Source organism: Sphingomonas sorbitolis, assembly GCF_036663875.1.
Lineage (GTDB): Bacteria > Pseudomonadota > Alphaproteobacteria > Sphingomonadales > Sphingomonadaceae > Sphingomonas.
Genome location: NZ_JAXOJS010000004.1, coordinates 165,618 through 192,609, shown reverse-complemented (window position 1 = coordinate 192,609; position 26,992 = coordinate 165,618). Strand labels below are relative to the sequence as shown.

Sequence of the window (26,992 nt, the reverse complement as noted above, 5' to 3'; positions counted from 1 at the left end):
TTACTTTACCGGGTCATCGAGCACGATCGGCACGCGGTTCGACTTGTCCGGCTTCTTTCTAAACTTCCGCCCGACGTCGCGCACCAGCGCCATGGCGTCCTTGCCCTCGTTATTCTCGCAACAGCTATGCGGATCGATCAGCGCGCCGATGCCGCGGATCAGCACGACCGGGACCGTGAACAGGTCGACGCCCGTGCATCCGCCCGGCGGACACACCGGGCCGCTATTGTCGAGCGCCGCGCGCGGATCGCCCGTCGGTTGGCGTGGGCGATCCTGCGGCGGGCGTTCGCCTGGCAGCGGCAGGCGCTGCTCGGATGCGCCTTTGCCGCCGCAGACGATCACCTCGTTCGGACTCGAGCCGGGGCGGGCGGGCGGATTGAGGATCGACCAGCTCGGCGGCGGCGGCGCGACAATTGGTCTCGCCGGGGGTGCCGATGCGGCAGCTTGCAGCAGTACCAGCAGCAGGATCATCGTGCGCCCCCGTTACGTCGCTTCACCTAGTTCACGGTGCCGACGGGGCCGTCGAGATCGATCGGCACCCGGCCGCTCTTGTCGGGCTTTTTCGCCAGCGCGCTCTTGATCAATCCTACCGCAGCCTTCGCGATCGGGGCGATCGGTGGACCAAAGCCGACCTGGCATCCTCCCTGTCGGGCGGCGCACGGTGTATCCGACAACTCCAGCGCGCGGACGGCGGTGAGGTTGGGGTTCGAGGCAACCGCGTGGTCGGGCGGGCCGCGATCATCGCGCATCGGCAGGCGAGGGGTCGTCGTCGCGGACTTGCCGCAGACGACCACTTCATTGCCGTCCTGCGTCTGCGTGGCGCACGGATCGACGAGGATCGAGAAACGCTCGGGCACGGGCGGCGCAACCGGGGCCGCGGCCACCTGAAGCAGGGCAGATAGAAGTACGGCGATCATACTGGATTCCTATGGCGCAGCGCGGGCCTTACGGCGCGGGCTTGCGGAACGACGTGCCGCCTTCGCCGCCCACCGTCATGGTGACGCCTGCCATCCCGCCGCCGACCTGGAAGGGGCTGAGATCGGCGAGCGGCGAGGTGCGGCGGAGCAGGCGGGTGCGTTCGTCCCTGAGACTTTCATGTTTGGGATCACCCGCGTCATGGACGACGAACGGCACGCGAAACCGATCGGCGGTTCGCATGCCGCAGACCGTGATGTCTGTCGCATCGACACTGGTCGGGCAGGGGCGCTCGGCTGCCATACGCGCCTTCGCGGTCGCCATCAGCGGGTCTTCGATCAGTATCGATAGCAGCATGACCAGCATCGGCATCTCCCGGACTGACACGCAGACTGGCCGCGATCGTCCGAAGGAGCAAGCGTCATTGCTCGATCTTGGTGACTCCGAGTCGGGGAATGTCGATCGCCGGGCAGCGGTCCATCACAACTTGCAGCCCTGCAGCTTCGGCGCGCGCTGCCGCCTCTTCATTGACGACGCCGAGTTGCATCCACACCGCTTTTGCGCCGACTGAAATAGCCTGATCGACCGCTTCGCCGGCTGCGGCCGAGTTGCGGAAGATGTCGACGATATCGATCGGGTCGCCCAGCTGCGACAGGTCGCGAAAGACGAATTCGCCGTGGACATGCTCGCCGGTGATCTGCGGATTGACCGGGATTACGCGGTAGCCATGCGCCTGAAGCTTGGCCATGACGCCGTAGGACGGGCGATCGGGACGGTCGGAGGCGCCGATCATCGCGATCGTCCTAGCACCTTCGAGCAAGGCCTTGATATCGGCATCGGCGGTCAACGGCATCGATGCCTCCTATGAGGGAAACCTGGTCCGCTCGTACCGTGGCAGAAGGCCACTCGGTACGACCGGTAATAAGACAACGTAGATCAGGCCCGCGAGTTTCACAGTTTTCCGAGCCATGCGACGACCTGAGCCGCAATCGGCATGAACACCGTATCGTCGGGATTCGAAGCCGGCGGCGTGCCCGCGTCGGACGCCGTGCGGATCGAGATCGTCAGCGGCACGCGGCCGAGGAACGGGATGCCCAGTTCGCGCGCCGCCGCCTCGGCGCCGCCATTGCCGAACGGGTCCGACGCTTCGCCGCAATGCGGGCAGATATAGCCGGCCATGTTCTCGACCAGACCGATGATCGGGATGCCAGCCTTCTCGAACAGGTCGATCGCGCGGCGTGCGTCGATCAGCGCGAGATCCTGCGGGGTCGAGACGATCACTGCCCCCGCCGGCCGGTATTTCTGGACCATCGTCAGCTGGACGTCGCCGGTGCCGGGCGGCAGATCGAGCACCAGCGTATCGGTCACGCCCCAGTCGGCCTCGACCAGCTGGCCGAGTGCGCCCGCCGCCATCGGCCCGCGCCACGCGATCGCCTTGCCCGGCTCGACGAGCTGGCCCATCGACAGCAACGGTACGCCGTACGGGGTCGGGACCGGGTCGAGGACCTTGTCCTTTGCGGTTGGGCGCGTGCCCTCGACGTTCATCAGCCGCGGCTGCGATGGCCCGTAGATATCGGCATCGACCAGCCCGACGCGACGACCCGCGCGCGACATCGCGATCGCGAGGTTGGCGGCGAGCGTCGATTTGCCGACGCCGCCCTTGCCGCTGGCGACCGCGATCAGCCGGCGCGTCGAGCGTTCCGCGGTCACCGCGATCCGCACTTCGGACACACCGGGTTGCGTCGCCGCCATCCGCACGGTCGTCTCCAGCGCATCGCGCGCCTGCGGGTCGAGCCCGGTCGCATCGATGATGATGCCGGCTCGCGCGCCTTCCATCCGGACGGTCGCCCGCTTGCCCGCCACTGCGGCAACCGCCGCCTTTACGCCTTCGATGTCGATCATGCGGGCCAGATAGGGCCGCTCAGGCCGCTTGGCACTGTTTTTCCGCCGCCGCACACCTATAAAGGTTGGTATGACGATCTTCTCGCGCTGGTTCCGGCGCCCCGATATCCTCGCCACCGAAACACCGAAAGGCCCTTGGGGCGGCTCGGGCGACGACGGTAACAGCGGCCCTCGCAACCCCTGGGCGCAACCTCCGGGTGGCCGCAAGCCTGCTGCCAAACCGACCGCGCTCGACGAGTTTCTGCGCAAAGCACGCGGATCGGGCGGCGGCGGTGGCGGCGGCAATGGCGGCTTCGGCGGCTTGCCGTCGGGCGCCAACGCCCGTGCGCTCTGGGCGATCGGCGTCGCGATCATCGCGGTCGTCTGGATCCTGTTCACCTCGGTCCACCAGATCGGTCCGCAGCAGCGCGGCGTCGTCACCTATTTCGGCAAATACGCGGGTACGCTCGATCCGGGCGTTCGCCTGACGATGCCGGCGCCGATCGCCGACGTGACGGTGGTCGACGTGCAGAAGATCCGCACCGACAATTTTCCCGTCGGCGATGGCGAGAACCTGACGCTGACCGGCGACCAGAACATCATCGATCTGGCGTATTCGGTGCGGTGGGATATTTCCGACCCGCGCGATTACGTGTTCCAGCTTGCCGAGCCGAATGACACGGTCCGTGCCGCCGCCGAGAGCGCGATGCGCGCGGTGGTCGCGACGACCACGCTCGATCAGGCGATCGGCACCGGCCGTACCACGATCGAACAGCGCGTCGCCGAACTGACCCAGCAGATCCTCAACGACTATAAGTCGGGCGTCCGCATCCAGGGCGTCGCGATCAAGCAGGCCGCAGCGCCCGCACGGATCGTCGAGGACTTCAACGCGGTCACCGCCGCGCAGCAGGAGGCGATCGCCAATCTCAACCAGTCTCGCTCGTATGCGCAACAGGTCGTGGCGCGCGCGCAGGGTGAGGCCGCGTCGTTCGACAAGGTGTATGAGCAGTATAAGCTCGCCCCCGAAGTGACGCGCCGCCGTATGTATTACGAGACGATGGAGGCGGTGCTCGCCAAAAGCGACAAGACGATCGTCGAGACGCCGGGCGGGGTGGTACCGTATCTGCCGCTGTCGAACGCCAAGCGCTTGCCGAACCCGGAGGCTGTCCAGTCGACGCCAGCGCCTGCCGCGGCGGCGGCTGCCCCCCAGTCTGGAGCCGATCAGTGAACGCCGTGAGTTTCCGCAATCCGATCGTCGCCGGCATCGTCGCGCTGCTGCTGGTGATCCTCGCCGCATCGACCTTTGCGATCGTCCCCGAGACCAAGCAGGCGGTGATCCTGCGCTTCGGCCAGCCGATCCGCACCGTGAACGCCTGGCAGCCGAACACCGCGTTCGGCCAGACCGGCGCGGGCCTGATCGCGCGCATTCCGTTCGTCGACCGGATCGTCTGGATCGATAAGCGCGTGCAGGATCTCGAACTCGACAACACGCTGGTGCTGTCGACCGATCAGCTCCGGCTCGAAGTCGATGCGTATGCGCGCTATCGGATCGTCGATCCGCGCAAGATGCGGAATGCGGTCGGCAGCGAGGACCGGATTCCCGATCAGCTGCGCCCGATCCTTGGTTCGGCCTTGCGCAACGAACTTGGCAAGCGGCGCTTCGTCGAACTGCTCAGCCCTGAGCGGTCCGAGCTGATGGACAACATCCAGAAGGGTCTCCAGCGCGTCGCCAGCCAGTACGGCGTCGAGATCGTCGACGTTCGCATCAAGCAGGCGAACCTCCCCGTCGGTCTGCCGCTCGAAAGCGCGCTCAAGCGTATGTCTAGCGCACGCCAGCAGGAGGCGATCACGATCCGTGCCGAGGGCCAGAAGCAGGCGCAGATCGTCCGCGCGCAGGCCGATGCGGATTCGGCTAAGATCTATGCCGAGAGCTTTGGCAAGGACGCCGACTTCTACGACTTCTACCGCGCGATGCAGTCGTATCGGCACACGTTCGGTGCAGATGGCGGTACGCCACCGACCGGTTCGACGTCGATCATTCTTTCGCCGAACAACAGCTATCTACGGGAATTCGAGGGCCGCGGGCGTTGAGCCTGCGGAACCTTTGAACCCCTGTTCATATTCAAGCATCATTCAGGACGGTGTGGCTAAGCGCCACCTGTTTCGATTGATGAAACGAGAGGACAACATCTAGTGCGTTACGCCTACGCCATTACCAGTGCTCTTCTCCTCGGCGGCGCGACCGCGACGCTCGCGCTCCAGCCGAGCGGTGCGCAGGTCGCGCAGAACGAACCCGGTGCGATCCAGGCGGTCTCGCCGAAACCCGGCGCGCCGATGAGCTTCGCCGACATGGTCGCACGGCTCCAGCCCGCGGTCGTCAACATTTCGACCAAGCAGACGATCGTCCAGAAGCAGCAGGCCAATCCTTTCGCGGGCACGCCGTTCGGCGACCTGTTCGGCGGCATGGGCGGCGGCGGCCAGGGTGGCGCGCCGGTGAAGCGCGAAGGCGCCTCGCTCGGCTCGGGCTTCCTGATCTCGCCCGACGGCTATGTCGTCACCAACAACCACGTGATCTCGCCGGGCGCGCAGGGCGCGACGGTCGATTCGATCACCGTGACGCTTAGCGACAAGAAGGAATATGTCGCCAAGGTCATCGGCAAGGATCAGGAATCGGATCTCGCGCTGCTGAAGATCGACGCGGCCAACCTGCCGTTCGTGAAGTTCGGCGATTCGAACGGCGCGCGCGTCGGCGACTGGGTCGTCGCGATCGGCGAGCCGTTCGGCCTCGGCGGCACCGTGACCGCGGGTATCGTCTCGGCGATCAACCGCGTCACCGGCCAGGGCGGCGCGTATGACCGCTTCATCCAGACCGATGCGTCGATCAACCAGGGCAACTCGGGTGGCCCGATGTTCGACCTCAACGGCAACGTGATCGGCGTGAACTCGCAGATCTTCAGCCAGTCGGGCGGCAATATCGGCATCGGCTTCGCGATCCCCGCGGCCGTCGCCAAGCCGATCATCGCCACCTTCATGAAGGGCGGCACGATCGAGCGCGGCTATATCGGCGTCCAGCTCCAGCCCGGCGGCACGATCAACGAGGATACCGCCGCCGCACTCGGCATCGCCAAGAACCAGGGCGAGCTGATCAACGACGTTACCGCAGGCGGCCCGGCGGCGAAGGCCGGCGTGCGCGCAGGCGACGTCGTGACCAAGGTCAACGGCCAGGTCGTTACCGTCGACCAGTCGCTGTCCTACCTTGTCTCGAACGTGAAGCCCGGCCAGACCGCGCGTCTCGACATTCTGCGCAACGGCAAGCCGGTGGTCGCCAACGTGGTCGTCGTACCGCGTCCGAGCGCCGACAAGCTGGCCGCGACGCTCGGTGGTGACGCGCAGGGCTTCGGTACCGACGACGGCGATGACGGCGACGATTCCGCCACCCCCGCCGCACCGACGGCAGGCGCGGCGCTCGGGATCGGCGTCCAGCCGCTGACCCCGGCGATCGCGCAGGCGGTCGGCGTCGAGACGAACACGCAGGGCGTCGTGATCGCCGTGGTCGCACCGACCAGCGATGCGTTCGGCAAGCTCAAGCGCGGCGACGTCATCATCTCGGTCAACGGCACGCCCGTCCGCACTGCGGTCGACGTCCAGAACGCGGTCAACGTCGCCAAGGCCGCCGGTCGCCCGCAGGTCCTGTTGCAGGTCAAGCGTGGCCGCAGCCCGGCGCAGTTCCTGCCGGTCAAGATCAAGTAATCCACGACCGACACGACTGATGTGAAAGGACCGTCGCTCACCCGAGCGGCGGTCCTTTTTCTTTGCGGCGCGCGGGGTTAGGGTCGGCTCCGGATACAGAGGACGAGACCCATGACCGACGGCATCTTCATCGGCGCGAGCGTGGACGGCAAGCCGCAGACGCTGGAGTTGAAGCGCGCCAACCGCCACGGCCTGATCGCGGGCGCGACCGGTACCGGCAAGACGGTGACGTTGCAGGGCATCATCGAAGGCTTTTCCGCGAACGGCGTGCCGTGCTTCGTCGCCGACGTGAAGGGCGACCTGTCGGGCCTAGCGATGGCCGGGTCGCCGACCGCGAAGACGCACGCGACGTTTGCCGAGCGCGCCAACGCGATCGGCGACGACAGCTGGGCCTATGCCGACAATCCGGTGCAGTTCTGGGATCTGTTCGGCGAGCAGGGCCATCCGATCCGCACCACGATCAGCGAGATGGGGCCGCTGCTGCTGGCGCGGCTGATGGACCTCAACGAGGTGCAGGAGGGCGTGCTGACGATCGCCTTTCACGTCGCTGACAAGGAGGGGCTGCTGCTGATCGACCTCGATGATCTTCAAGCGATGCTGACCGAATGCGCGGGCCGCGCGGACGAACTGACGGTGACGTACGGTAACGTCTCGAAGCAGTCGATCGGCGCGATCCAGCGTTCCCTGCTTCAGTTGCGCACGCAGGGTGCGGAGAATTTCTTCGGCGAACCGGCGCTCGAGATGAACGACTTTATCGGCGTCGATGACCGGGGCAGGGGCATCGTCAACATCCTCGCCGCCGACAAGCTGATGGCCGCGCCCAAGCTGTATGCGACGTTTCTGCTGTGGCTGATGAGCGAGCTGTTCGAGCATCTCCCCGAGGTCGGCGATCCGGACAAGCCGGTGCTCTGCTTCTTCTTCGACGAGGCGCATCTGCTGTTCGACGAGGCTCCGAAGGCACTGTTGGAAAAGATCGAACAGGTGGTTCGCCTGATCCGCTCAAAGGGCGTGGGCGTGCACTTCATCACGCAGAACCCGATCGATGTTCCCGACACGGTGGCAGGGCAGCTCGGCAACCGGGTGCAGCATGCGTTGCGCGCGTTCACGCCGCGCGATCAGGCGGCGGTGCGCTCGGCGGCGGAGACGTTCCGGGCGAACCCAGGCGTCGACGTCGCGACGATCATTACCGAACTGAAGGTGGGTGAAGCGCTCGTGTCGCTGCTTCAGGCCGATGGCGCGCCGACCCCGGTCGAGCGCACGCTGATTAAGCCGCCTGCCTCGCGCGTCGGCCCGATCACGCCGGCCGAGCGGAAGGTGATGATCGAGACCGATGCGATCGGTGCGAAATACGACACGCTGGTCGATCGGGAGTCGGCGGAGGAATTGCTGGCCGCGAAGACGGAGGAGGCGAGTGCTGCTGCCGCTGAGGCCAAGGCAACGACCGAGGCGGAGAAGGCTGCTGCCGCGCAGGCAAAGCTCGATGCGAAGGCGGCGAAAGAGGCGGAACGCGCGCGCATCGCGGACCAGCGCGAGGCGGATCGCCAGCAGCGTGAAGCCGACCGCGAGACGGCCAACTCGCCCTGGACCAAGATGGCATCGTCGGCGACGCGCGCCGCCAGCTCGTCGATCGGCCGTCAGGTCGCCAACGAGATCGGCAAGCAGGTCTTCGGCACCAAGTCGCGCCGGTCGTCGTCGAGCGGTGGTCTGGTCGGCACCGTGTTGCGCGGGGTGTTAGGCGGCCTCTTCCGGGGCTAGACTACCTCAGCGATCGGGGGCGGGCTGCCCCACAAAAACGCCACCCCGGCGAAGGCCGGGGCCCAATTGGCAAGGTCGATGTAACGGAGCGCCGTCCGCCGTTACCGCTGTTCCCCAACTGGGCCCCGGCCTCCGCCGGGGTGGGGCTCAAATACTAGACAGGAGTTCCCGATGTCCCTCGATTTCGAATCCGCCACAGACTGGGCCCCGACCGACTGGACTGCCGTCGGCGAAGACAGCCTCGACGACGCGATTCAACTCCGCCGCGCGATCCACGCCGATCCTGAAGTCGGCCTTCACTGCCCCCGTACCTCGGACAAGGTGAAGGCCGCACTTGCCGGTCTCCCGCTCGATATCCGCGAAGGCACTTCCACAACCGGCTTCGTCGCGATCCTGCGCGGCGGCCGAGCAGGCAATGCCGGCGGCAACGGCCGCACGGTGCTGCTCCGCGGCGACATGGACGCCCTCCCGATGCAGGAGGAAACCGGCCTGCCGTTCGCGTCGAAGATCGACGGCGCGATGCACGCTTGCGGCCATGATTCGCACACGGCGATGCTGGTCGGCGCGGCCAAGGCGCTTTGCGCGCGCCGCGACGAACTGCCCGGTACGGTCGTCTTCATGTTCCAGCCCGGCGAGGAGGGGCATCACGGCGCCCGCCATATGATCGCCGATGGCCTGCTCGACTCGCCGTTGCCCGAGGCGGGCTTCGCGCTGCACATCTCGCCCAACATGCCGATGGGCCATGTCGTCAGCCGCGCGGGCACGTTGATGGCCTCGACCGACACGCTGCGCGCTACGATCACCGGGCGTGGTGGTCACGCGGCTATGCCGCACGACTGCCTCGATCCGCTGCCGATCGCCTGTGAGATCGTTACCGCCTTGCAGACCTACGTCGCGCGCCAAGTGGCGGTCACCGACCCGGCGGTGCTGTCGATCACCAAGCTCAACGCCGGCAGCGCGCACAACGTCATCCCGTCGACGGTCGAGATGCTCGGCACGATGCGGACGCTGTCTGAGCGCACGCGCGAACAGGTTCGCGCCGCGTTCATCCGCATGGTCGAGGGCATCGCCGCCGCGCACGGCGCCGTCGGTACGCCGACGATCGAGGAAGGCTATCCGGTCACTGTCAACGACGAACGCGCCACCGACCTGCTGAAGGCGTGCGCGACCGCGATCGGTGGCGAGGGCGCGTATCAGGTGATGCCGCCGATGATGGGCGCGGAGGACTTTTCGTACGTCCTCCAGAAGCTGCCCGGCGCGATGGCGTTCATCGGCGCGGCGCCCGAGGGCAGCGATCCGCGTACCAACCCGCCGCTGCATAATACCAAGATGACGATCGACGAGCGTGTGATGGCGCATGGGATCGCGATGCACTGCGCGGTGGCGGAGCGTTTTCTGGCGAACGGGTTCGACTGAGGGCGGTCCTGTGGGGACGAATGCTCGTCTTACGTCATCCTGACGACAGTCAGGACCCAGAGCTGGATACGGTATCGCCCGTCATCCTGGGTCCTGACTTTCGTCAGGATGACGGTAGGGTGGAGTTCATCCGCCCCGATACCGCTGATCTCAGTTCGAAGGCCGCGTGGTCCCCGCATACTTCGCCACCGCCGCCGCAGCCGCCTGGATCAGCCGCTGCCGCTCCGGCATTGGCCTGATCGTATCCCCGATCATCACCGCGATCGCATACCGTCGCCCATCTGGCGCAGTGAGCAGCCCGACGTCGTTGAAGCCGGCATTGCGGCGACCCAGGTCCTGCCCGGTGCCGGTCTTGTGCGCGATCTCCCAGCCGCCGGGGAGCGCCGCACGAAGCCGGGCGCGACCGGTGACCGAACGCCCCATCGTGTCGAGGAGGATCTTGGTCGAGGTCTCCGACAAGATATCCCCCTTCGCCAGCCGCGCAATCGCATCGGCGATCGCGATCGGCGCCGCACCGTCGGGCGGATTGCGGACATACGCATTCAGCGCGGCCTCACGCACCGCCGGGGACAATCGGTTGCGTGCGGTCATGAAGCCGCCGTTGACGGCGTAGGACGGCTGCCAGACGAGCCCAGCGGTGCCGCTCTGCAACAGCCGCTCGCCGGGCCCAAACCGGATTGCGCCGAGCTGCTTCCGCGCGATCATCGACCGCACCGCCGACGGCCCGCCGACCCGCGCCAGCAACCGGTCGTTCGCGGTATTGTCGCTGTGCGTCAGCGCACGCGTCAGCAGGTCGTTGATCGTGGTGTGATACCCGTCGCCTTTCACCAGCATCGCGATCGGCTGGTGGAAGAGCGTCAGATCCTGCGGGCGGACGACGATCGGTTCGTCGAGGCGCAGCTTGCCCTGGTCGCGCAGGTCCATCACGGTCATCGCGACCCACAGCTTGCTGACCGATTGCTGCGGCAGCAACTGGCGCCCGCCGGCCTCGACCGTCCAGCCGTCGTCGACCGCACGCACTGCGATCCCCGCCTTGCCCTGGAAGCCACTCTGCAATTCGGAGATCGCGTTGACCAGGCTCGCCGGCGCGGGTCGCAGCGCGCGTGGCAGCGGTGGCGGCACCGGGATCGACACGAACCCCTCGGCCTGATGCACCGGCCCGACCGCGGGAGGGCTTGGCCGCGACGCCGATCCGCATCCGGCGAGCGCCACGCCGAACAGGGACGTGGCCAAAAGACGCTTGAACGCACTCGCGGATGTCATGATCGATGGAACGCCCTGCACTGAAGCATCGACCCTTATCCGTTGATCCGGCGCGCGAAACAGCGGCCAGGCGGCGCTGCGACGAAGCGCGCCGACGGTGCGCCCAATCGCGCGGCGATCAGGGAACGAGAACCGTATCGACCGCGTCCGGCAGCGTCTCGGGATAATCGAGCGTGAAATGCAGCCCGCGGCTTTCGTGCCGGTGCAGCGCGGACCGGACGATCAACTCGGCGGTCTGGAGCAGGTTGCGCAGTTCGATCAGGTCGGGCGTGACGCGGAAATGCTGGTAATATTCGGCGACCTCTTCATTGAGCAGCTTGATCCGGTGTTGCGCGCGTTCGAGGCGTTTCGTCGTGCGGACGATGCCAACGTAATTCCACATGAAGCGGCGGATTTCGGTCCAAGTCTGCTTGATCACGACCTCTTCATCGGAGTCGGTGACGCGGCTTTCGTCCCACGGGCGGATCGGCGGGGGCGGGGGCAGCGAGTCCCACGCGGCTGCGATGCTGTCCGCCGCCGCCTCGCCGAACACGAAGCATTCGAGCAGCGAATTGGACGCGAGCCGGTTGGCGCCGTGCAGGCCGGATTCGGTGCACTCGCCTGCCGCATACAGGCCCGGAAGATCGGTCTTGCCGTGTTCGTCGATGACGATGCCGCCGCACGTATAGTGCTGCGCGGGGACGACCGGGATCGGCTGCGTCGTCATATCGATGCCGAGCCCGAGCAGTTTCTCGTGGATGTTCGGGAAGTGATGCCGGATGAATTCGGCCGGCATGTGGCTGATGTCGAGATGAACGTAGTCGAGGCCATAGCGCTTGATCTCGGCATCGATCGCGCGCGCGACGATATCGCGGGGGGCGAGTTCCATCCGCGTAGGGTCGTAATAGGTCATGAAGCGCTTGCCGGTCGACGGGTTGATCAACCGCCCGCCTTCGCCGCGGACCGCCTCGGTGATCAGGAAATTCTTGACCTCCAGATTGTAGAGGCAGGTCGGGTGGAACTGCATCATCTCCATGTTGGAGACGCGCGCGCCTGCACGCCATGCCATTGCGATGCCGTCGCCGGTCGCACCGCGTGGGGCGGTCGAGAACAAATAGGTGCGGCCCGCGCCGCCGGTCGCGAGGATCGTCGCGCGCGCGGTGTAGAGCGCGACACGCTCGGTCTTGCGGTCGACCGCGTAGACGCCCCAGACGTTGCCCGCGCCTGAATAGCGTTCCTCGTGGCGGCCGGTGGCGAGGTCGATGGCGATCTGATCTGGGACGAGGGTGATGTTCGGATGTGCTTCGGCGGCCTTCTGCAAAGCCTCCTGCACCGCCCATCCGGTCGCGTCGGCGACGTGGACGATGCGGCGGTGCGAGTGGCCACCTTCGCGGGTCAGGTGGAGCGCATTGCCTTCGGTCTCGAACGGTACGCCGAGACGTGTCAGGCGCTCGATCGCGGCGGGGGCACCCTCGACGACCATTTCGACGATCGCGCGGTCGTTGAGCCCGGCGCCGGCGACCATCGTGTCCTCGACATGGTTCTCGAACGTGTCGCCGGGTTCGAGCACGGCGGCGATCCCGCCCTGCGCCCAGGCGGTCGAGCCTTCGTTGAGCGCGCCCTTCGCCAGCACGGTGACCTTGAACCGGTCCGCCAGGTTGAGCGCCGCGGTGAGACCTGCGGCGCCCGAACCGACGATCAGGATGTCGCTCGTCATGCGTTGGCGGCGCGAGTCAGGCTGAGGAAGACGTCCTCGAGATCGGGCTCCTTGGTCGAGACGTCGACGATGCCGAAGCCGCCGGACTGGATCGCGGCGAGGACATCTCCGGCGTTTACCCGGTCCTTCGAATAGGTGATTTCGAGAGTGCGAGTGCCTTTCAGGGTGATCTTCTGGAAGCAGGCGTTCGCGGGGATGTCGGTCACGTCGCGATCGACGGTGACGGCGACGATCTTCTCCTGCGCCTTGCCGACCAGTTCGCGCGTGGGTTCATTCGCGATCAGGCGACCGTTGTTGATGATCGCGATCCGGTCGCAGAGTTCTTCGGCTTCCTCAAGATAATGCGTGGTGAGGACCACTGTCACACCGGCCTGGTTGAGGCTGCGGACATAGGTCCAGAGCTGTTGGCGCAGCTCGATGTCGACGCCCGCGGTCGGTTCGTCGAGGACGAGGACGGGGGGCGAGTGCACCATCGCTTTCGCTACCATCAGGCGACGCTTCATCCCGCCCGACAGCGTGCGCGCATAGGCGTGCGCCTTGTCCTCCAGATGCACGGCGCGGAGCAGTTCCATCGTGCGGCGCTTCGCCTTGGGGACGCCGTAGAGGCCGGCCTGGATCTCGAGCGTCTCGAACGGCGAGAAGAACGGGTCGAACAGGATCTCCTGGTTGACGATCCCGATCGACGCCTTGGCGTTGCGCGGGTGCTCGTCGATGTCGAACCCCCAGATCGCGGCGCTGCCATCGGTCTTGTTGACGAGGCCGGCGAGGATGTTGATCAGCGTCGACTTGCCCGCGCCGTTGGGACCGAGCAGGCCGAAGATCTGGCCGCGGGGGACGTCGAACGTCACGTCGTCGAGCGCGCGTTTCGGCGGCGCCGTGCCGACGGGCGCATAGGTCTTGCAGAGGTTCTTGATGGCGATCGCGGCTTCGGTCATGCCAGCGGCATAGCGGGGCGTCGCGGGCTGGTCATCCCCTCGGGCGTTGCAAAGAAGATTTGTTCGCGCGGAGACGCGGAGACGCGGAGGTGTTGCACCCAGCCTGTCGGTCGGGAGACTCAACTATCTGTTCCGCGGTCAGATGATTGGAAGGTCGCTTCGCGGCAAGCGCAACACCTCCGCGTCTCCGCGCCTCCGCGTGAACCCATTCTTCCTTCTGGATCACGGGAAGAACCAATTGCCCGGCCCGCGCACCCTTGCTATCGACCGCGCATGCATCCGCCGCTCGAAACCACCCGCGTCACCCACGCCCGCGTCGCCTGCGATGGCGCCACCGACATTCCCGGCGGCGCAGCGCTCGGCCACCCGCGCGTCTGGTTGCAGATCGACGAGACCGGCTATGTCGATTGCGGCTATTGCGACCGCCGCTTCATTCTCGTCGGCGGCGCCGCCGATGGCGCGGACCAGTCGACTTTGCGCGATCACGGGGATGGCGCAGGGCGCTAAGCTTCTTATATCTATCGGATGACGATAGCAGCAGACCCCCGTTCGTTCCTCTACCGCGATACCCTGGACCCCGAACAGGCGCAGGCGCTGACCGCCAAGGCGCTCGGCAAGGCCGATGACGGCGAGCTGTATCTCCAGTACCGCAAGGCCGAGGCGTTCGGCTTCGACGATGGTCGGCTGAAGACCGCCTCCTACGACACCAGCTCGGGGTTCGGCCTGCGCGCGGTGTCGGGCGAGATGACCGCGTTCGCGCATTCGAACGAGATGACCCCCGCCGCGATCCGGCGCGCCGCCGAGACGATGGCGCTGATCGAACCGGGTGTTGCCGCAAAGGCTGGTCCGCCGCAGGGCACCAACCAGCGCCGCTACACCGCCGCCGATCCGCTCGACCTCGTGCCGTTCGCCGACAAGGTGAACCTGTGCCAGACGATCGATGCCGCCGCGCGGGCGCGCGATCCTCGCGTCGCGCAGGTCTCGGTCAGCCTGTCCGGGACGTGGTCGGTGGTCGAGATCGTCCGCGCGGATGGTTTCGTCGCGACCGACGTGCGCCCGCTCGTCCGCCTCAACGTCTCGATCGTCGCCGAACAGAACGGGCGTCGTGAGACGGGCAGCTACGGGATCGGCGGCCGCTATCTCTACAACGACCTGTTCGAGCCTGCGACGTACAACCGTGCGATCGACGAGGCGTTGTCGCAGGCGCTGGTGAACCTCGACTCGATTGCGGCGCCGGCGGGCGAGATGACCGTGTTGCTCGGCAATGGCTGGCCCGGCATCCTGCTGCATGAGGCGATCGGTCACGGTCTCGAAGGCGATTTCAACCGCAAGGGTACGTCGGCTTTCTCGGGTCGCATCGGCGAGCGCGTTGCGGCCGAGGGCGTGACGGTGGTCGACGACGGCTCACTTCAAGATCGCCGCGGCTCGCTGACGATCGACGACGAGGGCACGCCGACGCGCGAGACCGTGCTGATCGAGGACGGCATCCTCAAGGGCTATATGCAGGACCGCCTCAACGCACGGCTGATGGGCGTCGAGGCCACCGGCAACGGCCGTCGCGAGAGCTATGCGCACGCACCGATGCCGCGGATGACGAACACCTTCATGAAGGCGGGCAACGACGACCCCGCCGAGCTTCTGTCGCGCGTCAAGAAGGGCATCTTCGCCAAGGCGTTCGGCGGCGGTCAGGTTGATATCGTGTCGGGCAAGTTCGTGTTCAGCTGCACCGAGGCGTATCTCATTGAGGACGGCAAGCTCGGTGCGCCGATCAAGGGCGCGACGCTGATCGGCGATGGCCCGAGTTCGCTGACCAAGGTGCGTGGGATCGGCAACGACTTCGCGCTTGACGAAGGTATCGGGATTTGCGGCAAGGGCGGACAGTCGGTGCCGGCTGGCGTCGGGCAGCCGACATTGCTGGTCGATGGGCTTACGGTCGGGGGGACGGCGGCCTAAAACCCGGAGATCAACATATCGAGCGCAGCCTTGATCTCGAACTGTGCTGTGTCGAGTGTCGTGACGGTATCTTCGATATCGCGGACATCGATCGCGCGCGCTAGCGGCGTGATCATGGTCAGTGCCGTGCCGTTGATAACGAAGGTCGGGGTCAGCCTCTTGAGTGCGACGGTGTCGGTCGGGCGAAGCGGCACCACGAAGCGGGTCGGCAAATCGGTCAGAAGATCAGACTGGCAATCGATCACCAGCACGTTGCCGCGAACGCGGTAGACGTCGAACTGTGCCATTCAGAGCGACCGCAAATGGGCGAGCGGATCGCCGTTCTTTTCGTACCAGTGGTTCCAGCCCTGTATCGCCTCGCGATTTTCTTCCTTCCAGCGCCGCTCCTGTTCGACCTTTGTCGCGTGCCTGATAGCATGTTCGCTGATCTGGGAGAGGTTGAGCCCTGCCTCCCGTGCCGCCGCTACGATGCCGGTATCGAGCGACATGTTGACCGATTTGCGCTTGCCGGTTGCGACGGGATCATGTTTCATGGGCATAGAGTATGCGCGTCGATGATGCGCGTCAATTCGGAGCCGAACGATGGACTTCTTCCCCGCGCTCACCGACGATCATCGCGCATTCGTGATGCGGCAACCGGTATTCTTCGTTGCCACCGCCGCGGAAGGCGCGCGGATCAATCTCAGTCCCAAGGGCATGGACAGCTTTCGCGTACTCGATCCGAAGACGGTCGCGTATCTCGACGTCGGTGGGTCGGGGAACGAGACGAACGCGCATCTGGGTGCCGATGGTCGCATCACGATCATGTTCTGCGCGTTCGGCCAGCCCGCGCTGATCTTCCGCATCTATGGCAAGGGGCGTGCGGTGTTGCCGCAGGACGACGGCTGGGCCGAGCTTTACGCGCAGTTCACGCCGTTGCCGGGTACGCGGCAGATCTTCGTGATCGATGTCGACGAGGTGCAGACGAGTTGCGGTTGGGGCGTGCCGTTCATGACTCTGGACCGCGAGCGCCAGACCCTGTCGAAATATCACGCTGCGCAGGCGGGAACCGAGCGGCTCGCAAAATGGGCTGGGCGGACCAGAAGCATCGACGGGCTGCCGGTGCGCGTTGCGACCGTCCTGCCGGAATGTGCCGGAGAATGAGCCTCGTCGAACTGGGGCGGTACGGCCGCAACGAGGCTCATATCATCGTCGGGCGGCTCGAGAGCGAAGGCATCCCGGCGATCGCGTTCGATGGCGGGATGTCGATCATGGAAGGGAGCTGGCTGCTGATCCCGGTTCGCGTGATGGTCGACGAGGACGATCTGGACGAGGCTAGGGGGATTTTAGCGGGGTGAGCGAGTGCGTTAGGCGTCAGTAAATTGGCGCCAGATTAAGCGAACACTTCTGCGCTCTCCAATAACCGACGGTATCCGTCATGCCGGGCTTGTTCCGGCATCCACGGTTCAGCAAGCTACGTGGGTTCGCGTTTGCGGAACGGTGGACCCCGGAACACGTCCGGGGTGACGGAAAAGGGCAAGACCTTTGCCCGCCTTCCGCAGAGATCAGCCCCCCGCGCTAACCCGCCAGATCGCATTGCCGACATCGTCCGCCACCAGCAGACCACCGGTCTTGTCGGTGATGACGCCGACCGGGCGGCCCTGTGCGTCGCCGTCCTTGTTCAGGAACCCGCTCAGTACGTCGATCGGCTTTGCGTTTGCAGCCGGGAAGCCGGTGTCGCCGAAGGGCACGTAGACCACCTTGTAGCCGGAGACGGGCTTGCGGTTCCACGAGCCGTGCTCGCCGACGAACGCGCCATTGGCGAAGCGATCGCCGAGCTTCGCATCCGCGGAGAAGGTCAGGCCGAGCGCGGCAACGTGGGGTCCGAGCGCATAATCCGGGCGCTTCGCATATTGCTGGAGCGCGGGGTTCTTTGGTTCGACGCGGCTGTCGGGATAGCCGCCCCAATAATACCAGGGCCAGCCGAAGTGATCGCCGAACTCGACCTGCGTCAGGTAATCGGGGGCGAGATCGGAGCCGAGCATGTCGCGCTCGTTGACGACGGTCCACAGCCCGCCCGACTTGGGGTTGATCGCCATGCCGTTGGGGTTGCGCAGGCCCGCGGCGTAGATTCGCCAGTTCTTGTCCTTGGGCCATACCTGCAGGATGTTGGCGCGGTATTTCTCGGCGTCCATGCCGTTCTCGGCGATGTTCGAGGATGAGCCGACGCCGACGTACAGCGTCTTGCCGTCGGCGGCCGCGATGACGTTGCGTGCCCAGTGATTGCCGCCGGGGTTGAGCTTGATGACGAGCTCGGGTTTGGCGGTGATCTTGGTCGAACCGTCGGTGTAGGGGACGCGGACCAGCGCGTCGGTGTTGCCGATGTAGAGCTGTCCGTCGAGCAATGTCATGCCGAACGGCGAGTTGAGCCCGGTCATGAACACCGACTTCGTTTCCGCAACGCCGTCACCGTTTGCATCGCGGAGCAGCGTGATGCGGTTCGCGGACGGCACACCGGCGCCGGCGCGGCCCATCAGGACCTTCATCACCCAGCCGGTGATCCCGCCGCCCTCGCGCGGGGGCGAGTTGGTTTCCGCTACCAGCACGTCGCCATTGGGCAGGCGGTACATCCAGCGCGGGTGATCGAGCCCCGTCGCGAACGGCTGGACCTTCAGGCCGGCCGCGGGCGTCGGCATCGCGCCGTTCTGCCAGCCGACGACCTTGGCGACTTTCACGGTCGGGATCGTCTGGATGCGCGGATCGGTGATCTTGGGCAGCTTGCCCGCGACCTGGTCGACTGACAGTTCCGCCGTATCGGGCCAGGCGACATAGGTGACGCCCGCGGCGATCACGAGCAGGATCAGGCCAAGGACGATGAGGATGTGTTTGCGCATACGGGGAGATTAGGGGGGCGAGGGGATTGGGGCAATCTCTACCACCGTCATCCCAGCGAAAGCTGGGATATTCATGAGGGAGGTGCGGTGGCCCGAACCGGGAAATCCCAGCTTTGGCTGGAATGACGGGTGAGGGGGGGCTTCCATGGGCGATGCGCTCACAGTGAGCCCCTCCACCCTGCCACTGTGCGTCGCGGTCCCCCTCCCCGTGCCGGGGAGGAATAAAAGGCCGCCGGCAATCTCGAACAGGACGGAGATCAGAACCGGATCGGCATGCCCACGAACGCTTGCCACGTCTGGTTGTCGACGTGCTTGACGTCGAAGCGGACCCCGTAACGGCGATCGAGACGGTATTCCGCACCACCGCCGACGACGAAGCTGCTGCCCCACTTATTCGTGTCGCCGATACCGAGCGCGTCGCGAATACGGTATCTGTTGCCGCCATAGCCGACCGATCCGTACGCCATGAGGCGCGGTGTCAGGACGTAGCCGGCACGCGCCGTGCCCCGAACACCGAACTGGGGCCGTTGTTCGTAGACCAGCGTCTCGAACGTCGCCCTGTTGTCCCGGCCTCCTGTGGTACCCGCAATCTCAAGGCCGAGCCGCCAGTTGCGGGATGCGGCGATGTCGTAGCCGGCGAACACGCCGCCACCAAAGCCGCTGGCCCTGTAATAGCGATCATAGCTGGCGACCAGCGTGTCATTCTCGTAGTTTTCGAACTGAAGCACGAAATGGTGTTCGAGTAGTCCGGCCTCGGCACCCACCGACGGACCGGTGAAGGGAAGCTCCATTTCCTGGGCCGACACTGGGCTTGCTACCATTATCGCTGCCATAACGCCTGCATACTTCATCGCTGATCCCCTTTTTCGAGAAGGAGATCATTGGCCAGCCGCAATGAACCGCCGTTTACAGGATAGCGAGATTGATCAGTCTTCGACCAATTCGATCACCGGTGGATGCAGGCGCAGCCGGTTGATGCGGCGCTCGTCCGCGTCGGTGATCTCCAGCTTCCACCCGCTCGGATGATCGACGCACTCGCCGATCTGCGGGACATGTCCGGCCAGAAGTGCCGCCAATCCGCCTAGCGTGTCAATGTCGCCGTCGACTTCCGCCAGACGCGGATCGATCAATTCGGCGGCGTCCTCCAGCTCGGCGCGTGCGTCGGCATCCCACGCACCGCCCTCGATCGGCGTCATTAGCACCTGCGGCGCCTCGTCATGCTCGTCCTCGACCTCGCCGACGATCTCCTCGATCAGATCCTCGAATGTCACCAGACCCTCGGTGCCCGAATATTCGTCGAGCACTATCGTCAGGTGGACGTGCTTCTGTCGCATGTCCGCTAGCAGATCGAGCGCCCCGCGCGACATTGGCGCGTAGAGAGGCTCGCGGATCAGTCCGGCGATCGACGTCGGATGCTCGGCACCGGTCGCGAGGATGTTGAAGACGTCCTTGATGTGGACCATGCCGATGATCGTATCGAGGTTGTCGCGGTACACCGGCAGGCGGCTGTGCCCCGCCTCGGCGAACAGCTTCACCAAGTCCGCGAACGGCGTGTCTTCCTCCACGGCGATGATGTCCGCGCGCGGCACGCCGACGTCGCCTGCGTCGCGCTCGCTGAAGTGGAGCAGGTTGCGGACCATCTGGCGCTCGAGCGGGGTCAGATCACCCTTTGCATCGGGGGCGGGATCGCCCTCGTGCCGGTCGATCGCATCCTCGAGCTGGTCGCGGAGAGACTCGTCTTGAGCACCGAAGATCAGGCCCTTGAGCCCGCGCCAGATACTGTCGCTACTATCGCCGTTACCGGCATTGGGGCCATCGGCCATCGTGGTCGTCAGTCCTCTGTTATCAAGTAAGGGTCGTGAAGGCCGAGCGCGGCGAGCGCGTCGCGCTCGATCTGCTCCATGCCCTCGGCCTCGTCGTCGTCGATATGGTCATAGCCTAGCAGATGCAGCGTGCCGTGCACCATCAGATGCATCGCATGATCCTCGACCGAGATATTGCGCTCGGCGGCTTCCGCGACGCAGACGCCGTGCGCGAGGATGATGTCGCCGAGCAGCACCTCGCCGTCGTCCGAGTTCTGCGTGATCGTCTCCAACAGGTCGGGCTGGACCATCGGGAAGGACAGGACGTTGGTCGGCTTGTCCTTCTGGCGATATTGCTTGTTGAGCGTATGCACTTCGTCGTCCGACGCGAGCCGGATCGAAATCTCGACCGTTGCCGCGCTGGTCAGGAGTTCGCCGTGCGGGGTCCGCTCGATCGCCGCCGTCGCCGCGCGCAGGGCGAGGGCGTCCCAGTCCTGCTCAGGCCAGGGGGCGTCGGAAGAGAGCGCGATTTCGAGCATGCGGGTCCTTCAGGCGAGATCAGGCGAGATCGGTTTGGGCGAAATCATTACCCTTGTAGAGAAGTTCCGCACCATGGGCTTTCGCACAGGCATAGGCGAAACAATCGCCCATGTTGAGCTTCGCGGGGTGGTTCCCTTTGCCGTAGCGTTCGTGAGCCATGATGGCCTCCCGGGTCTCGGTCTCGCCGATAGGGACGAGGCGGAGTGCAAAGTCGACCCTGAACGTCTCGACTTCGGCGTGCGCGACGGCGACGGGAACCTTGCGCTTGCGTGCTACGGCGCGGACCGTTTCCCATAGCGACATCGCCGAGCACAGCACCGCGTCAGCCTGACCGTATCGCTTCTCGAGGGAGAAGGCTTCAGGCTCGCCCGTAATGATCGCAACCATTGCGGATGCGTCCAGGAATGCGATCAATCGTCATCTTCGTCGTTGAGCGAATCGTAGAAGGCCTTGTCCGCTTCCAACCCCGTCGGTTCGCCTAGCGGATGAGCCGCTCGCCAAGCCGCGAATCGATCATGGATACTCGCAAGCTTCTCCGTTTCGAGCATACGCTTGCGGTGCAGGAGAGCGTCGTGGACCGCTGCCGTCTTGCTGGTGCCGAGCAGCCCAGCGACCTCACGCGCAAGATCGGCGGTATCGGCGTTCTTGATATAGAGCGATGCCATCGTCCGACTCCGGGGATATCCTGAAGATGTACTCCAGGATATCCCGTGCATCAAGCATCGGTGCCTTCGTAGGCCGCGACGACGCGACCGACGATGGGGTGGCGGACGACGTCGCCGACGGTGAAGCGGCACATCGAGATGCTTTCCACGCCCTCCAGTCGCGTGACCGCATCGGCCAGACCCGAGGCCGCTACGCCGCCGGGGATGTCGACCTGCTTGGGGTCGCCGCAGATCACCATGCGGCTGTTCTGGCCGAAGCGGGTGAGGAACATCTTCATCTGCGCGGGGGTGGTGTTCTGGGCCTCGTCGAGGATGACGAACGCGTCGGCCAGCGTACGGCCGCGCATGAAGGCGATCGGGGCGACCTCGATCTCTCCGCTGGCGATGCGGCGTTCGACTTGTTCCGCGGGAAGGCAGTCGTAGAGCGCATCGTACAGCGGGCGAAGGTACGGATCGACCTTCTCCTTCATGTCGCCGGGTAGGAAGCCGAGGCGTTCGCCGGCTTCGACCGCGGGGCGCGAGAGGATCAGGCGTTGGACGCTGCCGGTGATGAGCTGCTGCACCGCTTGCGCGACCGCGACATAGGTCTTGCCCGTGCCTGCCGGCCCGAGTGCGAAGATCATGTCGTTGTTGGCTAGCTCGCGCATGTAGTGCGCCTGCGCTGGGGTGCGTGGGACGATCGTCTTCTTGCGCGTCCGGATCATGATCGGCGGGGCGCCGCCGCCACCCGCATCGGCGCGGATGATGCCTTCGAGAACGGGCTCGTCCGCCATCGCTATCGACGCGTCGACGAGGCCGGTATCGACGTCCTCGCCGCGCTGGATGCGGGCATAGAGGTCGTGCAGCACGTCGCGCGCCTTGGCGACCTGTTCGGCGGTGCCCTCCAGGCCTATCTTGTTCCCTCGCGCGGTGATGTAGACGCCAAGGCGATTCTCGAGCGCTACCAGGTTCTGGTCGTACTGGCCGAACAGCCGGACGAGCAATTGGGGCTTGTCGAACAGCAGCTCGACACGGGCGCGGTCACCGGACTGGGCGGGAACGGGTTTACGGCTCATACGGTCCTTTCGAGATGTCAAAGGCTACGCTTGGAAGCGTCGAACCGTAACCTCTGGAAGGAAGATGAGGAGCGGGGCGCCGACCTTCAACCCGCGCCATGACGGCGGGTCGGAAGAGCATCGGATCGCGCGGGCGCAACTGCATCGCCGGCGAGTGTGACAGGGGATTGGGATGGAGGATAGGGTAATCGTGCGGGTCCGTGCGAAGGCTCGAAATCGGTGCTTTGGCGCCTCGGCAGGGAGAGGTCCTCACTGATCCTCCCTTGTAAGGGGAGGTGTCTGGCGCTTGCCAGACGGAGGGTGACGCCCTCTCGATAGCGCGGTCACCCCTCCGTCAGCCCTTCGGGCTGCCACCTCCCCTATCAGGGGAGGATAGGTTTTAGGCGGCTTCGCGCACGCGTTCGATGCCGGTCAGGGAATTCGGGCCGGCGGCGGCTAGCGTCACCTCGACCAGGTCACCTATCGCGTGGTTGCCGATCAGGTGGACCGATTGCAGCCAGGGGGACTTGCCGATCAGCTGGCCGGGGAGTTTGCCCGTGCGTTCGAGCAGGACCGTGCAGGTACGGCCTACCGTGGCTGCATTGAAGGCGTGTTGGTCGCGGTTGAGTGCGGCCTGGAGGCGCTGGAGGCGCTCGTCCATCACGGCTTCGGGGACCTGCTCGACGATCGACGCCGCAGGCGTGCCGGGGCGGGGGCTGTATTTGAAGCTGTAGGCCTGCGCGTAGCCGACCGCGTCGACAAGGCTCAACGTGTCCTCGAACTCGGCGTCGGTCTCGCCGGGGAAGCCGACGATGAAGTCGCCCGACAGCGCGATGTCGGGGCGGACTGCGCGGACGCGGTCGAGCAGGCGGAGATAGGAGTCGCGGGTGTGGCTGCGGTTCATCGCCTTGAGGACGCGGTCGCTGCCGGCCTGCACGGGAAGGTGGAGGAACGGCATCAGGCCCTCGATGTCGCGGTGGGCGTCGATCAGGCCTTGAGTCATGTCGTTGGGGTGGCTCGTGGTGTAGCGGATCCGCGCGAGGCCGGGAATGCGGTCGAGGTCGCGGATCAGGTCGTGGAGGCCGCGCCCATCTGAAGTATTGGCATTCTCGGACCACGCGTTGACGTTCTGGCCCAGCAGCGTGATCTCGCGCGCGCCGGCGTCGACCAGCGCCTTCGCCTCGTCGACGATCGCTGTGAACGGGCGGCTGATTTCCGCGCCCCGCGTGTAGGGGACGACGCAGTAGGTGCAGAACTTGTCGCACCCTTCCTGCACGGTGAGGAACGCTGAAGGGGCGACTTTGCGGCGGGCGGGGAGCGCGCCGAACTTCGACAGCAGCGGCATGTCGGTGTCGAGCGAGGGCGTACCGGCGGCGGCTTTCGCGACCAGCTCGGGGAGGTTGTGATAGGCCTGCGGGCCGACGACGATATCGACCTTGGCGCGGGTGAAGATCTCCTCGCCCTCGGCCTGCGCGACGCAGCCGGCGACGGCGATCATCGGCGTCTTGCCGGACTTGCGGCGCTGGTCCTTCCGGAGGCGACCGATGTCCGAATAGACCTTTTCGGTGGCGCGTTCGCGGATGTGGCAGGTGTTTAGGACGACTACGTCGGCGTCGACCGCGTCGGCTTGCGTGAGGCCCTGGGCGGCCATCAGTTCGGCCATGCGCTCGCCGTCGTAGACGTTCATCTGGCAGCCGATGGATTTTACGTGGAAGGTTTTGGGAGGGGACATGCGGGGGCCGTACCAAATTTGTGGGCGCGGGGGGAGGGGGCGTTGTTAGAGCGTCTTTTCGAGCACCGTCAGGGAGGCCCCGCTGGAGCACCGCCCCGGCGGAGGCCGGGGGCCAATTAGAAAGGTTGCAGTAACGGAGCGCCGTCTTCCGTTAGCAATGTCCCCCAATTGGGCCCCGGCCTTCGCCGGGGTGGTGTTTCTGTGTTGGGGATAGGTGGGAGGTTCCCTCCCTTGTTCTCCCGCGAAGGCGGGAGTCCAGTCTGGGCCCCCGCCTTCGCGGGGGAACACTCTATTGTTTGGACTACAGCGCTTCCATGCGGCGGCGGGCTTCGGCGGCTATGGCTTTTCGGTCGCCATATTCCGCGGGATCGAACGGTTCTGCGAAGTGCAGCGTCGCGACGAAGCTGCCTTTGCGCTTCAGGACGCGGGCGGCGTGGTGTTGGCCGGGCTCGTCGCCGACCCACGCGAGTTCATCGGTCGCCGCGCCATAATCGATGCGGACCGGTTGCACGCGGACGCCCGGCGGGGGCGGGTCCAGGGCCGCCAGCAATGCCGCCTTGAAAGGGAGGAGCGTCGTGCCGTCTCCCGTCGTGCCTTCGGGGAACAAGGTTACGGGCCAGTCTGCCGCAAGCGCGTCGCGGACCTGGGCGATCTGGGCGGTTACCGCCATGCGGTCGGCCCGCGACACGAAGATGGTGTGGTTGAGTGTGCAGAGCCAGCCGACCAGCGGGGCGCTGCGCAGTTCGGATTTAGCCACGAACGCGCTGCCGGTTGCGCCGGACAGGAGCAGGATGTCGATCCAGCTCAGATGGTTCGAGACGAACACGACGTCGTGGCGGAGCGGGGTGCCGACCACTCGCACCCGAGCGCCGACGATCCGCGCGACCAGTCCCAGGAACCGCGGCGGCCAAGGCGACTTCCGCCCGAACAGCCGCCACGCGCCATGTAACGGAAGCGCCAGGATCAGCGCGAGCAACAGCGCCGCCAGCCGCGCCCCAAATCGCACCCGGCCGATCGGCTCAGTCCTTGCGGGCTAGCGCGACGCCGTAGAGTTCCATGCGGTGATCGACCAGACGGAAGCCCAGCTTCTCGGCGATCGCCTTCTGCAACTGCTCGAGTTCGGGATCGACGAATTCGATCACCTTGCCGCTCTCGACGTCGATCAGGTGATCGTGATGCGCTTCGGGCGCAGGCTCGTAGCGGGCGCGGCCGTCGCCGAAATCGTGGCGGTCGAGGATGCCGGCTTCCTCGAACAGCCGGACGGTGCGGTACACCGTCGCGATCGAGATGCCGGGGTCGATCTGCGATGCGCGCTCATAGACCTTCTCGACGTCGGGATGGTCGTCCGCCTCGGACAGCACGCGTGCGATGACGCGGCGCTGCTCGGTGATGCGCAGGCCCTTCTCGTTGCAGAGTGCTTCCAGATCGATCTTGCGCGGCATGTGTCATTCCCTCGTTGCACCCCATGTAGGACGTCCGCGCTGTTGCGAAAAGGGATAGTGACTCGCAATAAGCCTTAGCTGTTGATATCTTTCGAATAGGTGTGTGCGTCATACGCGACGCCGGTCTTGCCGCGGTAATAGGCGCGGCGCTCACCGACCTTCGCGAAGCCGTGTGTAGCATACATCTTGACCGCGTCGTTACCGGCGCGGACTTCGAGGTGGAGTTTGGCGATGCTGCCGACCGAGCATTCCGCGATGGCCGCGCGGATCAGTGCGGTGCCGACGCCGCGACGACGATAGTCGGGGGCGACTGCGATCAGGAGAAGTTCGGCTTCGTCGGCGACCGACCGGGTCATCGTGAACCCTGCGGGGAAGTCGTCGACGAACGCGAGCGTGAGGTGGACGCCGGTGAGCGCTAGCACGCCGAGGCACTGGCTGCGCGTCCACGCTTCGCCGTAGCGCGGGTCGAACGCGTCGGTCATCAGTGCGTCGACGATCGCAAGATCGCGTGCGTCGCCGGTGCGGAGCGTGACGGTGCGGGTGGCGACTTGGCGGCTGGCCATTATTTCGGAACCGACGGCTTGGCGTCGGGGGCACGGCCGTAGATCGGGCTTGGTGAAAGGGCGGTCAGCGATGCTGGGAGCAGGATCGCGGAGGCTGCGTCGGGTAGCGCTTCGGTGAGGTCGAGGCTCCCTTCGAACTGGGCATCCAGTGCAGCAAGCCAGCGGACGCCGTTGCCGACCGCACGCCGCCCCGCCAGCGCGGCGAGCGCGGCGGCGGGCTTCAGCGATACCATGTCGGATCGCGGCGACAGATCGGCGGCAAAGGCCTGCATGAAGACCTCGCCATGCCCGCCTTCCATGACGACCGCAATATCGTCGGTTAAGCGGTCGGCAAAACCGGCGGCGGCGATGAGCGGGAGCGAGGAGAAGCCGGCGATTTCCGCATCCCAACCGAGTGCTAGCCCGCGGGCTGCGGCGATGCCGACGCGGACGCCGGTAAAGCTGCCGGGGCCGCAATCGACGAGGATGCGGTCGGCGCGGCCGCCGTTGGGGAGCTCGGCGATCATCGGGATGAGCCGTTCGGCATGGCCGCGGCCGACGACTTCGTGCGCACGGGCGAGGACGGCGCCGTCCTCGATGAGCGCGACCGAGCAGGCGGTGGTGGATGTTTCGATTACTAAAGTGCGCATTGTTTATTCCGTCACATCCCAACGTCCCAACGTCCCAACGCCCGTCACCCCAGCGCAGGCTGGGGTCTCCCGGTTGGCGAAGGCCCTGGCCATTAACGGGAAGACCCCAGCTTTCGCTGGGGTGACGGCCTTTGGCTAGCGCCGTTGG

General features: G+C 65.8%; 31 protein-coding genes. 9 read left to right on the top strand and 22 right to left on the bottom strand.

The genetic code is table 11. The features are described 5' to 3' along the window. The 5 genes from U1763_RS12995 to U1763_RS12975 all read right to left on the bottom strand — a co-directional run bounded on the left by U1763_RS12995 (position 1) and on the right by U1763_RS12975 (position 2,817). Positions 1-471, bottom strand: coding sequence for a hypothetical protein (locus U1763_RS12995; protein WP_332755540.1), 471 nt, complete (start codon positions 469-471; stop codon positions 1-3). A 26-nt stretch (positions 472-497) separates the two neighbouring features. Continuing rightward, positions 498-917 (bottom strand): hypothetical protein, encoded by a 420-nt coding sequence (locus tag U1763_RS12990; RefSeq protein WP_332755539.1) that lies wholly within the window; start codon positions 915-917, stop codon positions 498-500. A 28-nt stretch (positions 918-945) separates the two neighbouring features. Further along, the gene (locus U1763_RS12985) at positions 946-1,281 is read right to left on the bottom strand and encodes a hypothetical protein (protein ID WP_332755538.1); all 336 of its coding nucleotides are present in this window, start codon (positions 1,279-1,281) and stop codon (positions 946-948) included. A gap of 55 nt (positions 1,282-1,336) precedes the next feature. Then, on the bottom strand, positions 1,337-1,768 hold the full coding sequence (locus U1763_RS12980; RefSeq protein WP_332755537.1) for a CoA-binding protein: 432 nt from the start codon (positions 1,766-1,768) through the stop codon (positions 1,337-1,339). 98 nt (positions 1,769-1,866) lie between these two features. Next, a complete protein-coding gene (locus U1763_RS12975; RefSeq protein WP_332755536.1) occupies positions 1,867-2,817 on the bottom strand; it encodes an Mrp/NBP35 family ATP-binding protein in 951 nt (316 codons plus the stop codon). Positions 2,818-2,887: 70 nt separating this feature from the next. Here U1763_RS12975 and hflK point away from each other — a divergent pair, with 70 nt between their 5' ends. The 5 genes from hflK (at position 2,888) to U1763_RS12950 (ending at position 9,717) form a co-directional block, all read left to right on the top strand. Continuing rightward, positions 2,888-4,024 carry a protease modulator HflK gene (gene hflK / locus U1763_RS12970; protein WP_132896127.1) on the top strand — a complete coding sequence of 379 codons (1,137 nt, stop codon included), beginning with the start codon at positions 2,888-2,890 and terminating at the stop codon, positions 4,022-4,024. Further along, positions 4,021-4,887 (top strand): protease modulator HflC, encoded by an 867-nt coding sequence (gene hflC / locus U1763_RS12965; RefSeq protein ID WP_332755535.1) that lies wholly within the window; start codon positions 4,021-4,023, stop codon positions 4,885-4,887. The genes hflK and hflC overlap by 4 nt, the downstream gene beginning before the upstream one ends. Before the next feature lie 102 nt (positions 4,888-4,989). After that, positions 4,990-6,546, top strand: a complete 1,557-nt coding sequence (locus U1763_RS12960) for a Do family serine endopeptidase (RefSeq protein WP_132737640.1) — start codon at positions 4,990-4,992, stop codon at positions 6,544-6,546. Positions 6,547-6,657: 111 nt separating this feature from the next. After that, positions 6,658-8,301 (top strand): helicase HerA-like domain-containing protein, encoded by a 1,644-nt coding sequence (locus U1763_RS12955; RefSeq protein ID WP_332755534.1) that lies wholly within the window; start codon positions 6,658-6,660, stop codon positions 8,299-8,301. Positions 8,302-8,472: 171 nt separating this feature from the next. Beyond that, positions 8,473-9,717, top strand: a complete 1,245-nt coding sequence (locus U1763_RS12950; RefSeq protein WP_332755533.1) for a M20 metallopeptidase family protein — start codon at positions 8,473-8,475, stop codon at positions 9,715-9,717. Positions 9,718-9,867: 150 nt separating this feature from the next. Here the strand turns inward: U1763_RS12950 and U1763_RS12945 are convergent, their stop codons facing one another. The 3 genes from U1763_RS12945 to U1763_RS12935 all read right to left on the bottom strand — a co-directional run bounded on the left by U1763_RS12945 (position 9,868) and on the right by U1763_RS12935 (position 13,611). Continuing rightward, on the bottom strand, positions 9,868-10,980 hold the full coding sequence (locus U1763_RS12945) for a serine hydrolase (protein ID WP_332755532.1): 1,113 nt from the start codon (positions 10,978-10,980) through the stop codon (positions 9,868-9,870). Between the two features lie 118 nt (positions 10,981-11,098). Then, positions 11,099-12,676, bottom strand: a complete 1,578-nt coding sequence (nadB, locus tag U1763_RS12940; RefSeq protein WP_332755531.1) for an L-aspartate oxidase — start codon at positions 12,674-12,676, stop codon at positions 11,099-11,101. Then, complete coding sequence (locus U1763_RS12935) at positions 12,673-13,611, bottom strand: ABC transporter ATP-binding protein (protein WP_332755530.1); 939 nt, start codon at positions 13,609-13,611, stop codon at positions 12,673-12,675. Before U1763_RS12935 ends, nadB begins: the two co-directional genes overlap by 4 nt. Positions 13,612-13,884: 273 nt before the next feature. On the opposite strand from U1763_RS12935, the gene U1763_RS12930 reads away from it, so the two are divergent. Then, positions 13,885-14,118, top strand: coding sequence for a zinc-finger domain-containing protein (locus tag U1763_RS12930; RefSeq protein WP_031393477.1), 234 nt, complete (start codon positions 13,885-13,887; stop codon positions 14,116-14,118). An 18-nt stretch (positions 14,119-14,136) separates the two neighbouring features. Beyond that, a complete protein-coding gene (tldD, locus tag U1763_RS12925) occupies positions 14,137-15,564 on the top strand; it encodes a metalloprotease TldD (protein WP_120299871.1) in 1,428 nt (475 codons plus the stop codon). Here tldD and U1763_RS12920 read toward each other — a convergent pair. Together U1763_RS12920 and U1763_RS12915 are read right to left on the bottom strand one after the other, a co-directional pair. Continuing rightward, positions 15,561-15,851, bottom strand: a complete 291-nt coding sequence (locus tag U1763_RS12920) for a CcdB family protein (RefSeq protein ID WP_332755529.1) — start codon at positions 15,849-15,851, stop codon at positions 15,561-15,563. The two genes, tldD and U1763_RS12920, sit on opposite strands and share 4 nt — an antisense overlap. After that, on the bottom strand, positions 15,852-16,097 hold the full coding sequence (locus U1763_RS12915) for a type II toxin-antitoxin system CcdA family antitoxin (protein ID WP_332755528.1): 246 nt from the start codon (positions 16,095-16,097) through the stop codon (positions 15,852-15,854). Positions 16,098-16,146: 49 nt separating this feature from the next. On the opposite strand from U1763_RS12915, the gene U1763_RS12910 reads away from it, so the two are divergent. Beyond that, positions 16,147-16,707 (top strand): pyridoxamine 5'-phosphate oxidase family protein, encoded by a 561-nt coding sequence (locus tag U1763_RS12910; protein ID WP_332755527.1) that lies wholly within the window; start codon positions 16,147-16,149, stop codon positions 16,705-16,707. Beyond that, a complete protein-coding gene (locus tag U1763_RS12905; RefSeq protein WP_056057596.1) occupies positions 16,704-16,901 on the top strand; it encodes a putative signal transducing protein in 198 nt (65 codons plus the stop codon). Before U1763_RS12910 ends, U1763_RS12905 begins: the two co-directional genes overlap by 4 nt. 207 nt (positions 16,902-17,108) lie before the next feature. Here U1763_RS12905 and U1763_RS12900 read toward each other — a convergent pair whose 3' ends face one another. The 12 genes from U1763_RS12900 to tsaB form a co-directional block, all read right to left on the bottom strand. Beyond that, the gene (locus U1763_RS12900) at positions 17,109-18,437 is read right to left on the bottom strand and encodes a PQQ-dependent sugar dehydrogenase (RefSeq protein ID WP_332755526.1); all 1,329 of its coding nucleotides are present in this window, start codon (positions 18,435-18,437) and stop codon (positions 17,109-17,111) included. A gap of 257 nt (positions 18,438-18,694) precedes the next feature. Then, positions 18,695-19,258 carry an outer membrane protein gene (locus tag U1763_RS12895; RefSeq protein ID WP_332755525.1) on the bottom strand — a complete coding sequence of 188 codons (564 nt, stop codon included), beginning with the start codon at positions 19,256-19,258 and terminating at the stop codon, positions 18,695-18,697. Between the two features lie 105 nt (positions 19,259-19,363). Next, positions 19,364-20,260 (bottom strand): hemolysin family protein, encoded by an 897-nt coding sequence (locus tag U1763_RS12890; RefSeq protein ID WP_132896138.1) that lies wholly within the window; start codon positions 20,258-20,260, stop codon positions 19,364-19,366. A gap of 8 nt (positions 20,261-20,268) precedes the next feature. Beyond that, positions 20,269-20,778 carry an rRNA maturation RNase YbeY gene (gene ybeY / locus U1763_RS12885; protein WP_332755524.1) on the bottom strand — a complete coding sequence of 170 codons (510 nt, stop codon included), beginning with the start codon at positions 20,776-20,778 and terminating at the stop codon, positions 20,269-20,271. A 19-nt stretch (positions 20,779-20,797) separates the two neighbouring features. Beyond that, positions 20,798-21,193 carry a type II toxin-antitoxin system VapC family toxin gene (locus tag U1763_RS12880; RefSeq protein ID WP_332755523.1) on the bottom strand — a complete coding sequence of 132 codons (396 nt, stop codon included), beginning with the start codon at positions 21,191-21,193 and terminating at the stop codon, positions 20,798-20,800. Next, positions 21,190-21,444, bottom strand: coding sequence for a type II toxin-antitoxin system VapB family antitoxin (locus tag U1763_RS12875; RefSeq protein ID WP_132896141.1), 255 nt, complete (start codon positions 21,442-21,444; stop codon positions 21,190-21,192). The genes U1763_RS12880 and U1763_RS12875 overlap by 4 nt, the downstream gene beginning before the upstream one ends. Before the next feature lie 50 nt (positions 21,445-21,494). Then, complete coding sequence (locus U1763_RS12870) at positions 21,495-22,499, bottom strand: PhoH family protein (RefSeq protein WP_132737677.1); 1,005 nt, start codon at positions 22,497-22,499, stop codon at positions 21,495-21,497. A gap of 379 nt (positions 22,500-22,878) precedes the next feature. Further along, positions 22,879-24,210 carry a tRNA (N6-isopentenyl adenosine(37)-C2)-methylthiotransferase MiaB gene (gene miaB / locus U1763_RS12865; RefSeq protein ID WP_332755522.1) on the bottom strand — a complete coding sequence of 444 codons (1,332 nt, stop codon included), beginning with the start codon at positions 24,208-24,210 and terminating at the stop codon, positions 22,879-22,881. Positions 24,211-24,511: 301 nt separating this feature from the next. After that, positions 24,512-25,216, bottom strand: coding sequence for a lysophospholipid acyltransferase family protein (locus tag U1763_RS12860; RefSeq protein ID WP_332755521.1), 705 nt, complete (start codon positions 25,214-25,216; stop codon positions 24,512-24,514). 13 nt (positions 25,217-25,229) lie between these two features. After that, entirely contained in the window at positions 25,230-25,652 is a 423-nt protein-coding gene (locus U1763_RS12855) for a Fur family transcriptional regulator (RefSeq protein WP_055873135.1), read from the bottom strand. 74 nt (positions 25,653-25,726) lie between these two features. Beyond that, a complete protein-coding gene (locus U1763_RS12850; RefSeq protein WP_332755520.1) occupies positions 25,727-26,215 on the bottom strand; it encodes a GNAT family N-acetyltransferase in 489 nt (162 codons plus the stop codon). Then, on the bottom strand, positions 26,215-26,844 hold the full coding sequence (tsaB, locus tag U1763_RS12845) for a tRNA (adenosine(37)-N6)-threonylcarbamoyltransferase complex dimerization subunit type 1 TsaB (RefSeq protein WP_332755519.1): 630 nt from the start codon (positions 26,842-26,844) through the stop codon (positions 26,215-26,217). The genes U1763_RS12850 and tsaB overlap by 1 nt, the downstream gene beginning before the upstream one ends. Positions 26,845-26,992: the final 148 nt, after the last annotated feature.

Excerpts from the sequence above, each read along its gene's own strand:
- nadB (WP_332755531.1), bottom strand. The coding sequence starts at position 12,676 with ATGACGAGCGACATCCTGATCGTCGGTTCGGGCGCCGCAGGTCTCACC.
- U1763_RS12975 (WP_332755536.1), bottom strand. The coding sequence starts at position 2,817 with ATGATCGACATCGAAGGCGTAAAGGCGGCGGTTGCCGCAGTGGCGGGC.
- U1763_RS12890 (WP_132896138.1), bottom strand. The coding sequence starts at position 20,260 with ATGGCCGATGGCCCCAATGCCGGTAACGGCGATAGTAGCGACAGTATC.
- miaB (WP_332755522.1), bottom strand. The coding sequence starts at position 24,210 with ATGTCCCCTCCCAAAACCTTCCACGTAAAATCCATCGGCTGCCAGATG.
- hflK (WP_132896127.1), top strand. The coding sequence starts at position 2,888 with ATGACGATCTTCTCGCGCTGGTTCCGGCGCCCCGATATCCTCGCCACC.
- U1763_RS12950 (WP_332755533.1), top strand. The coding sequence starts at position 8,473 with ATGTCCCTCGATTTCGAATCCGCCACAGACTGGGCCCCGACCGACTGG.
- U1763_RS12995 (WP_332755540.1), bottom strand. The coding sequence starts at position 471 with ATGATCCTGCTGCTGGTACTGCTGCAAGCTGCCGCATCGGCACCCCCG.
- U1763_RS12945 (WP_332755532.1), bottom strand. The coding sequence starts at position 10,980 with ATGACATCCGCGAGTGCGTTCAAGCGTCTTTTGGCCACGTCCCTGTTC.
- U1763_RS12980 (WP_332755537.1), bottom strand. The coding sequence starts at position 1,768 with ATGCCGTTGACCGCCGATGCCGATATCAAGGCCTTGCTCGAAGGTGCT.
- U1763_RS12915 (WP_332755528.1), bottom strand. The coding sequence starts at position 16,097 with ATGAAACATGATCCCGTCGCAACCGGCAAGCGCAAATCGGTCAACATG.
- U1763_RS12850 (WP_332755520.1), bottom strand. The coding sequence starts at position 26,215 with ATGGCCAGCCGCCAAGTCGCCACCCGCACCGTCACGCTCCGCACCGGC.
- U1763_RS12870 (WP_132737677.1), bottom strand. The coding sequence starts at position 22,499 with ATGAGCCGTAAACCCGTTCCCGCCCAGTCCGGTGACCGCGCCCGTGTC.
- U1763_RS12920 (WP_332755529.1), bottom strand. The coding sequence starts at position 15,851 with ATGGCACAGTTCGACGTCTACCGCGTTCGCGGCAACGTGCTGGTGATC.
- U1763_RS12855 (WP_055873135.1), bottom strand. The coding sequence starts at position 25,652 with ATGCCGCGCAAGATCGATCTGGAAGCACTCTGCAACGAGAAGGGCCTG.
- tldD (WP_120299871.1), top strand. The coding sequence starts at position 14,137 with ATGACGATAGCAGCAGACCCCCGTTCGTTCCTCTACCGCGATACCCTG.
- ybeY (WP_332755524.1), bottom strand. The coding sequence starts at position 20,778 with ATGCTCGAAATCGCGCTCTCTTCCGACGCCCCCTGGCCTGAGCAGGAC.
- U1763_RS12895 (WP_332755525.1), bottom strand. The coding sequence starts at position 19,258 with ATGGTAGCAAGCCCAGTGTCGGCCCAGGAAATGGAGCTTCCCTTCACC.
- U1763_RS12875 (WP_132896141.1), bottom strand. The coding sequence starts at position 21,444 with ATGGCATCGCTCTATATCAAGAACGCCGATACCGCCGATCTTGCGCGT.
- U1763_RS12905 (WP_056057596.1), top strand. The coding sequence starts at position 16,704 with ATGAGCCTCGTCGAACTGGGGCGGTACGGCCGCAACGAGGCTCATATC.
- U1763_RS12900 (WP_332755526.1), bottom strand. The coding sequence starts at position 18,437 with ATGCGCAAACACATCCTCATCGTCCTTGGCCTGATCCTGCTCGTGATC.
- tsaB (WP_332755519.1), bottom strand. The coding sequence starts at position 26,844 with ATGCGCACTTTAGTAATCGAAACATCCACCACCGCCTGCTCGGTCGCG.
- U1763_RS12985 (WP_332755538.1), bottom strand. The coding sequence starts at position 1,281 with ATGCTGGTCATGCTGCTATCGATACTGATCGAAGACCCGCTGATGGCG.
- U1763_RS12935 (WP_332755530.1), bottom strand. The coding sequence starts at position 13,611 with ATGACCGAAGCCGCGATCGCCATCAAGAACCTCTGCAAGACCTATGCG.
- U1763_RS12910 (WP_332755527.1), top strand. The coding sequence starts at position 16,147 with ATGGACTTCTTCCCCGCGCTCACCGACGATCATCGCGCATTCGTGATG.
- U1763_RS12930 (WP_031393477.1), top strand. The coding sequence starts at position 13,885 with ATGCATCCGCCGCTCGAAACCACCCGCGTCACCCACGCCCGCGTCGCC.
- U1763_RS12955 (WP_332755534.1), top strand. The coding sequence starts at position 6,658 with ATGACCGACGGCATCTTCATCGGCGCGAGCGTGGACGGCAAGCCGCAG.
- U1763_RS12990 (WP_332755539.1), bottom strand. The coding sequence starts at position 917 with ATGATCGCCGTACTTCTATCTGCCCTGCTTCAGGTGGCCGCGGCCCCG.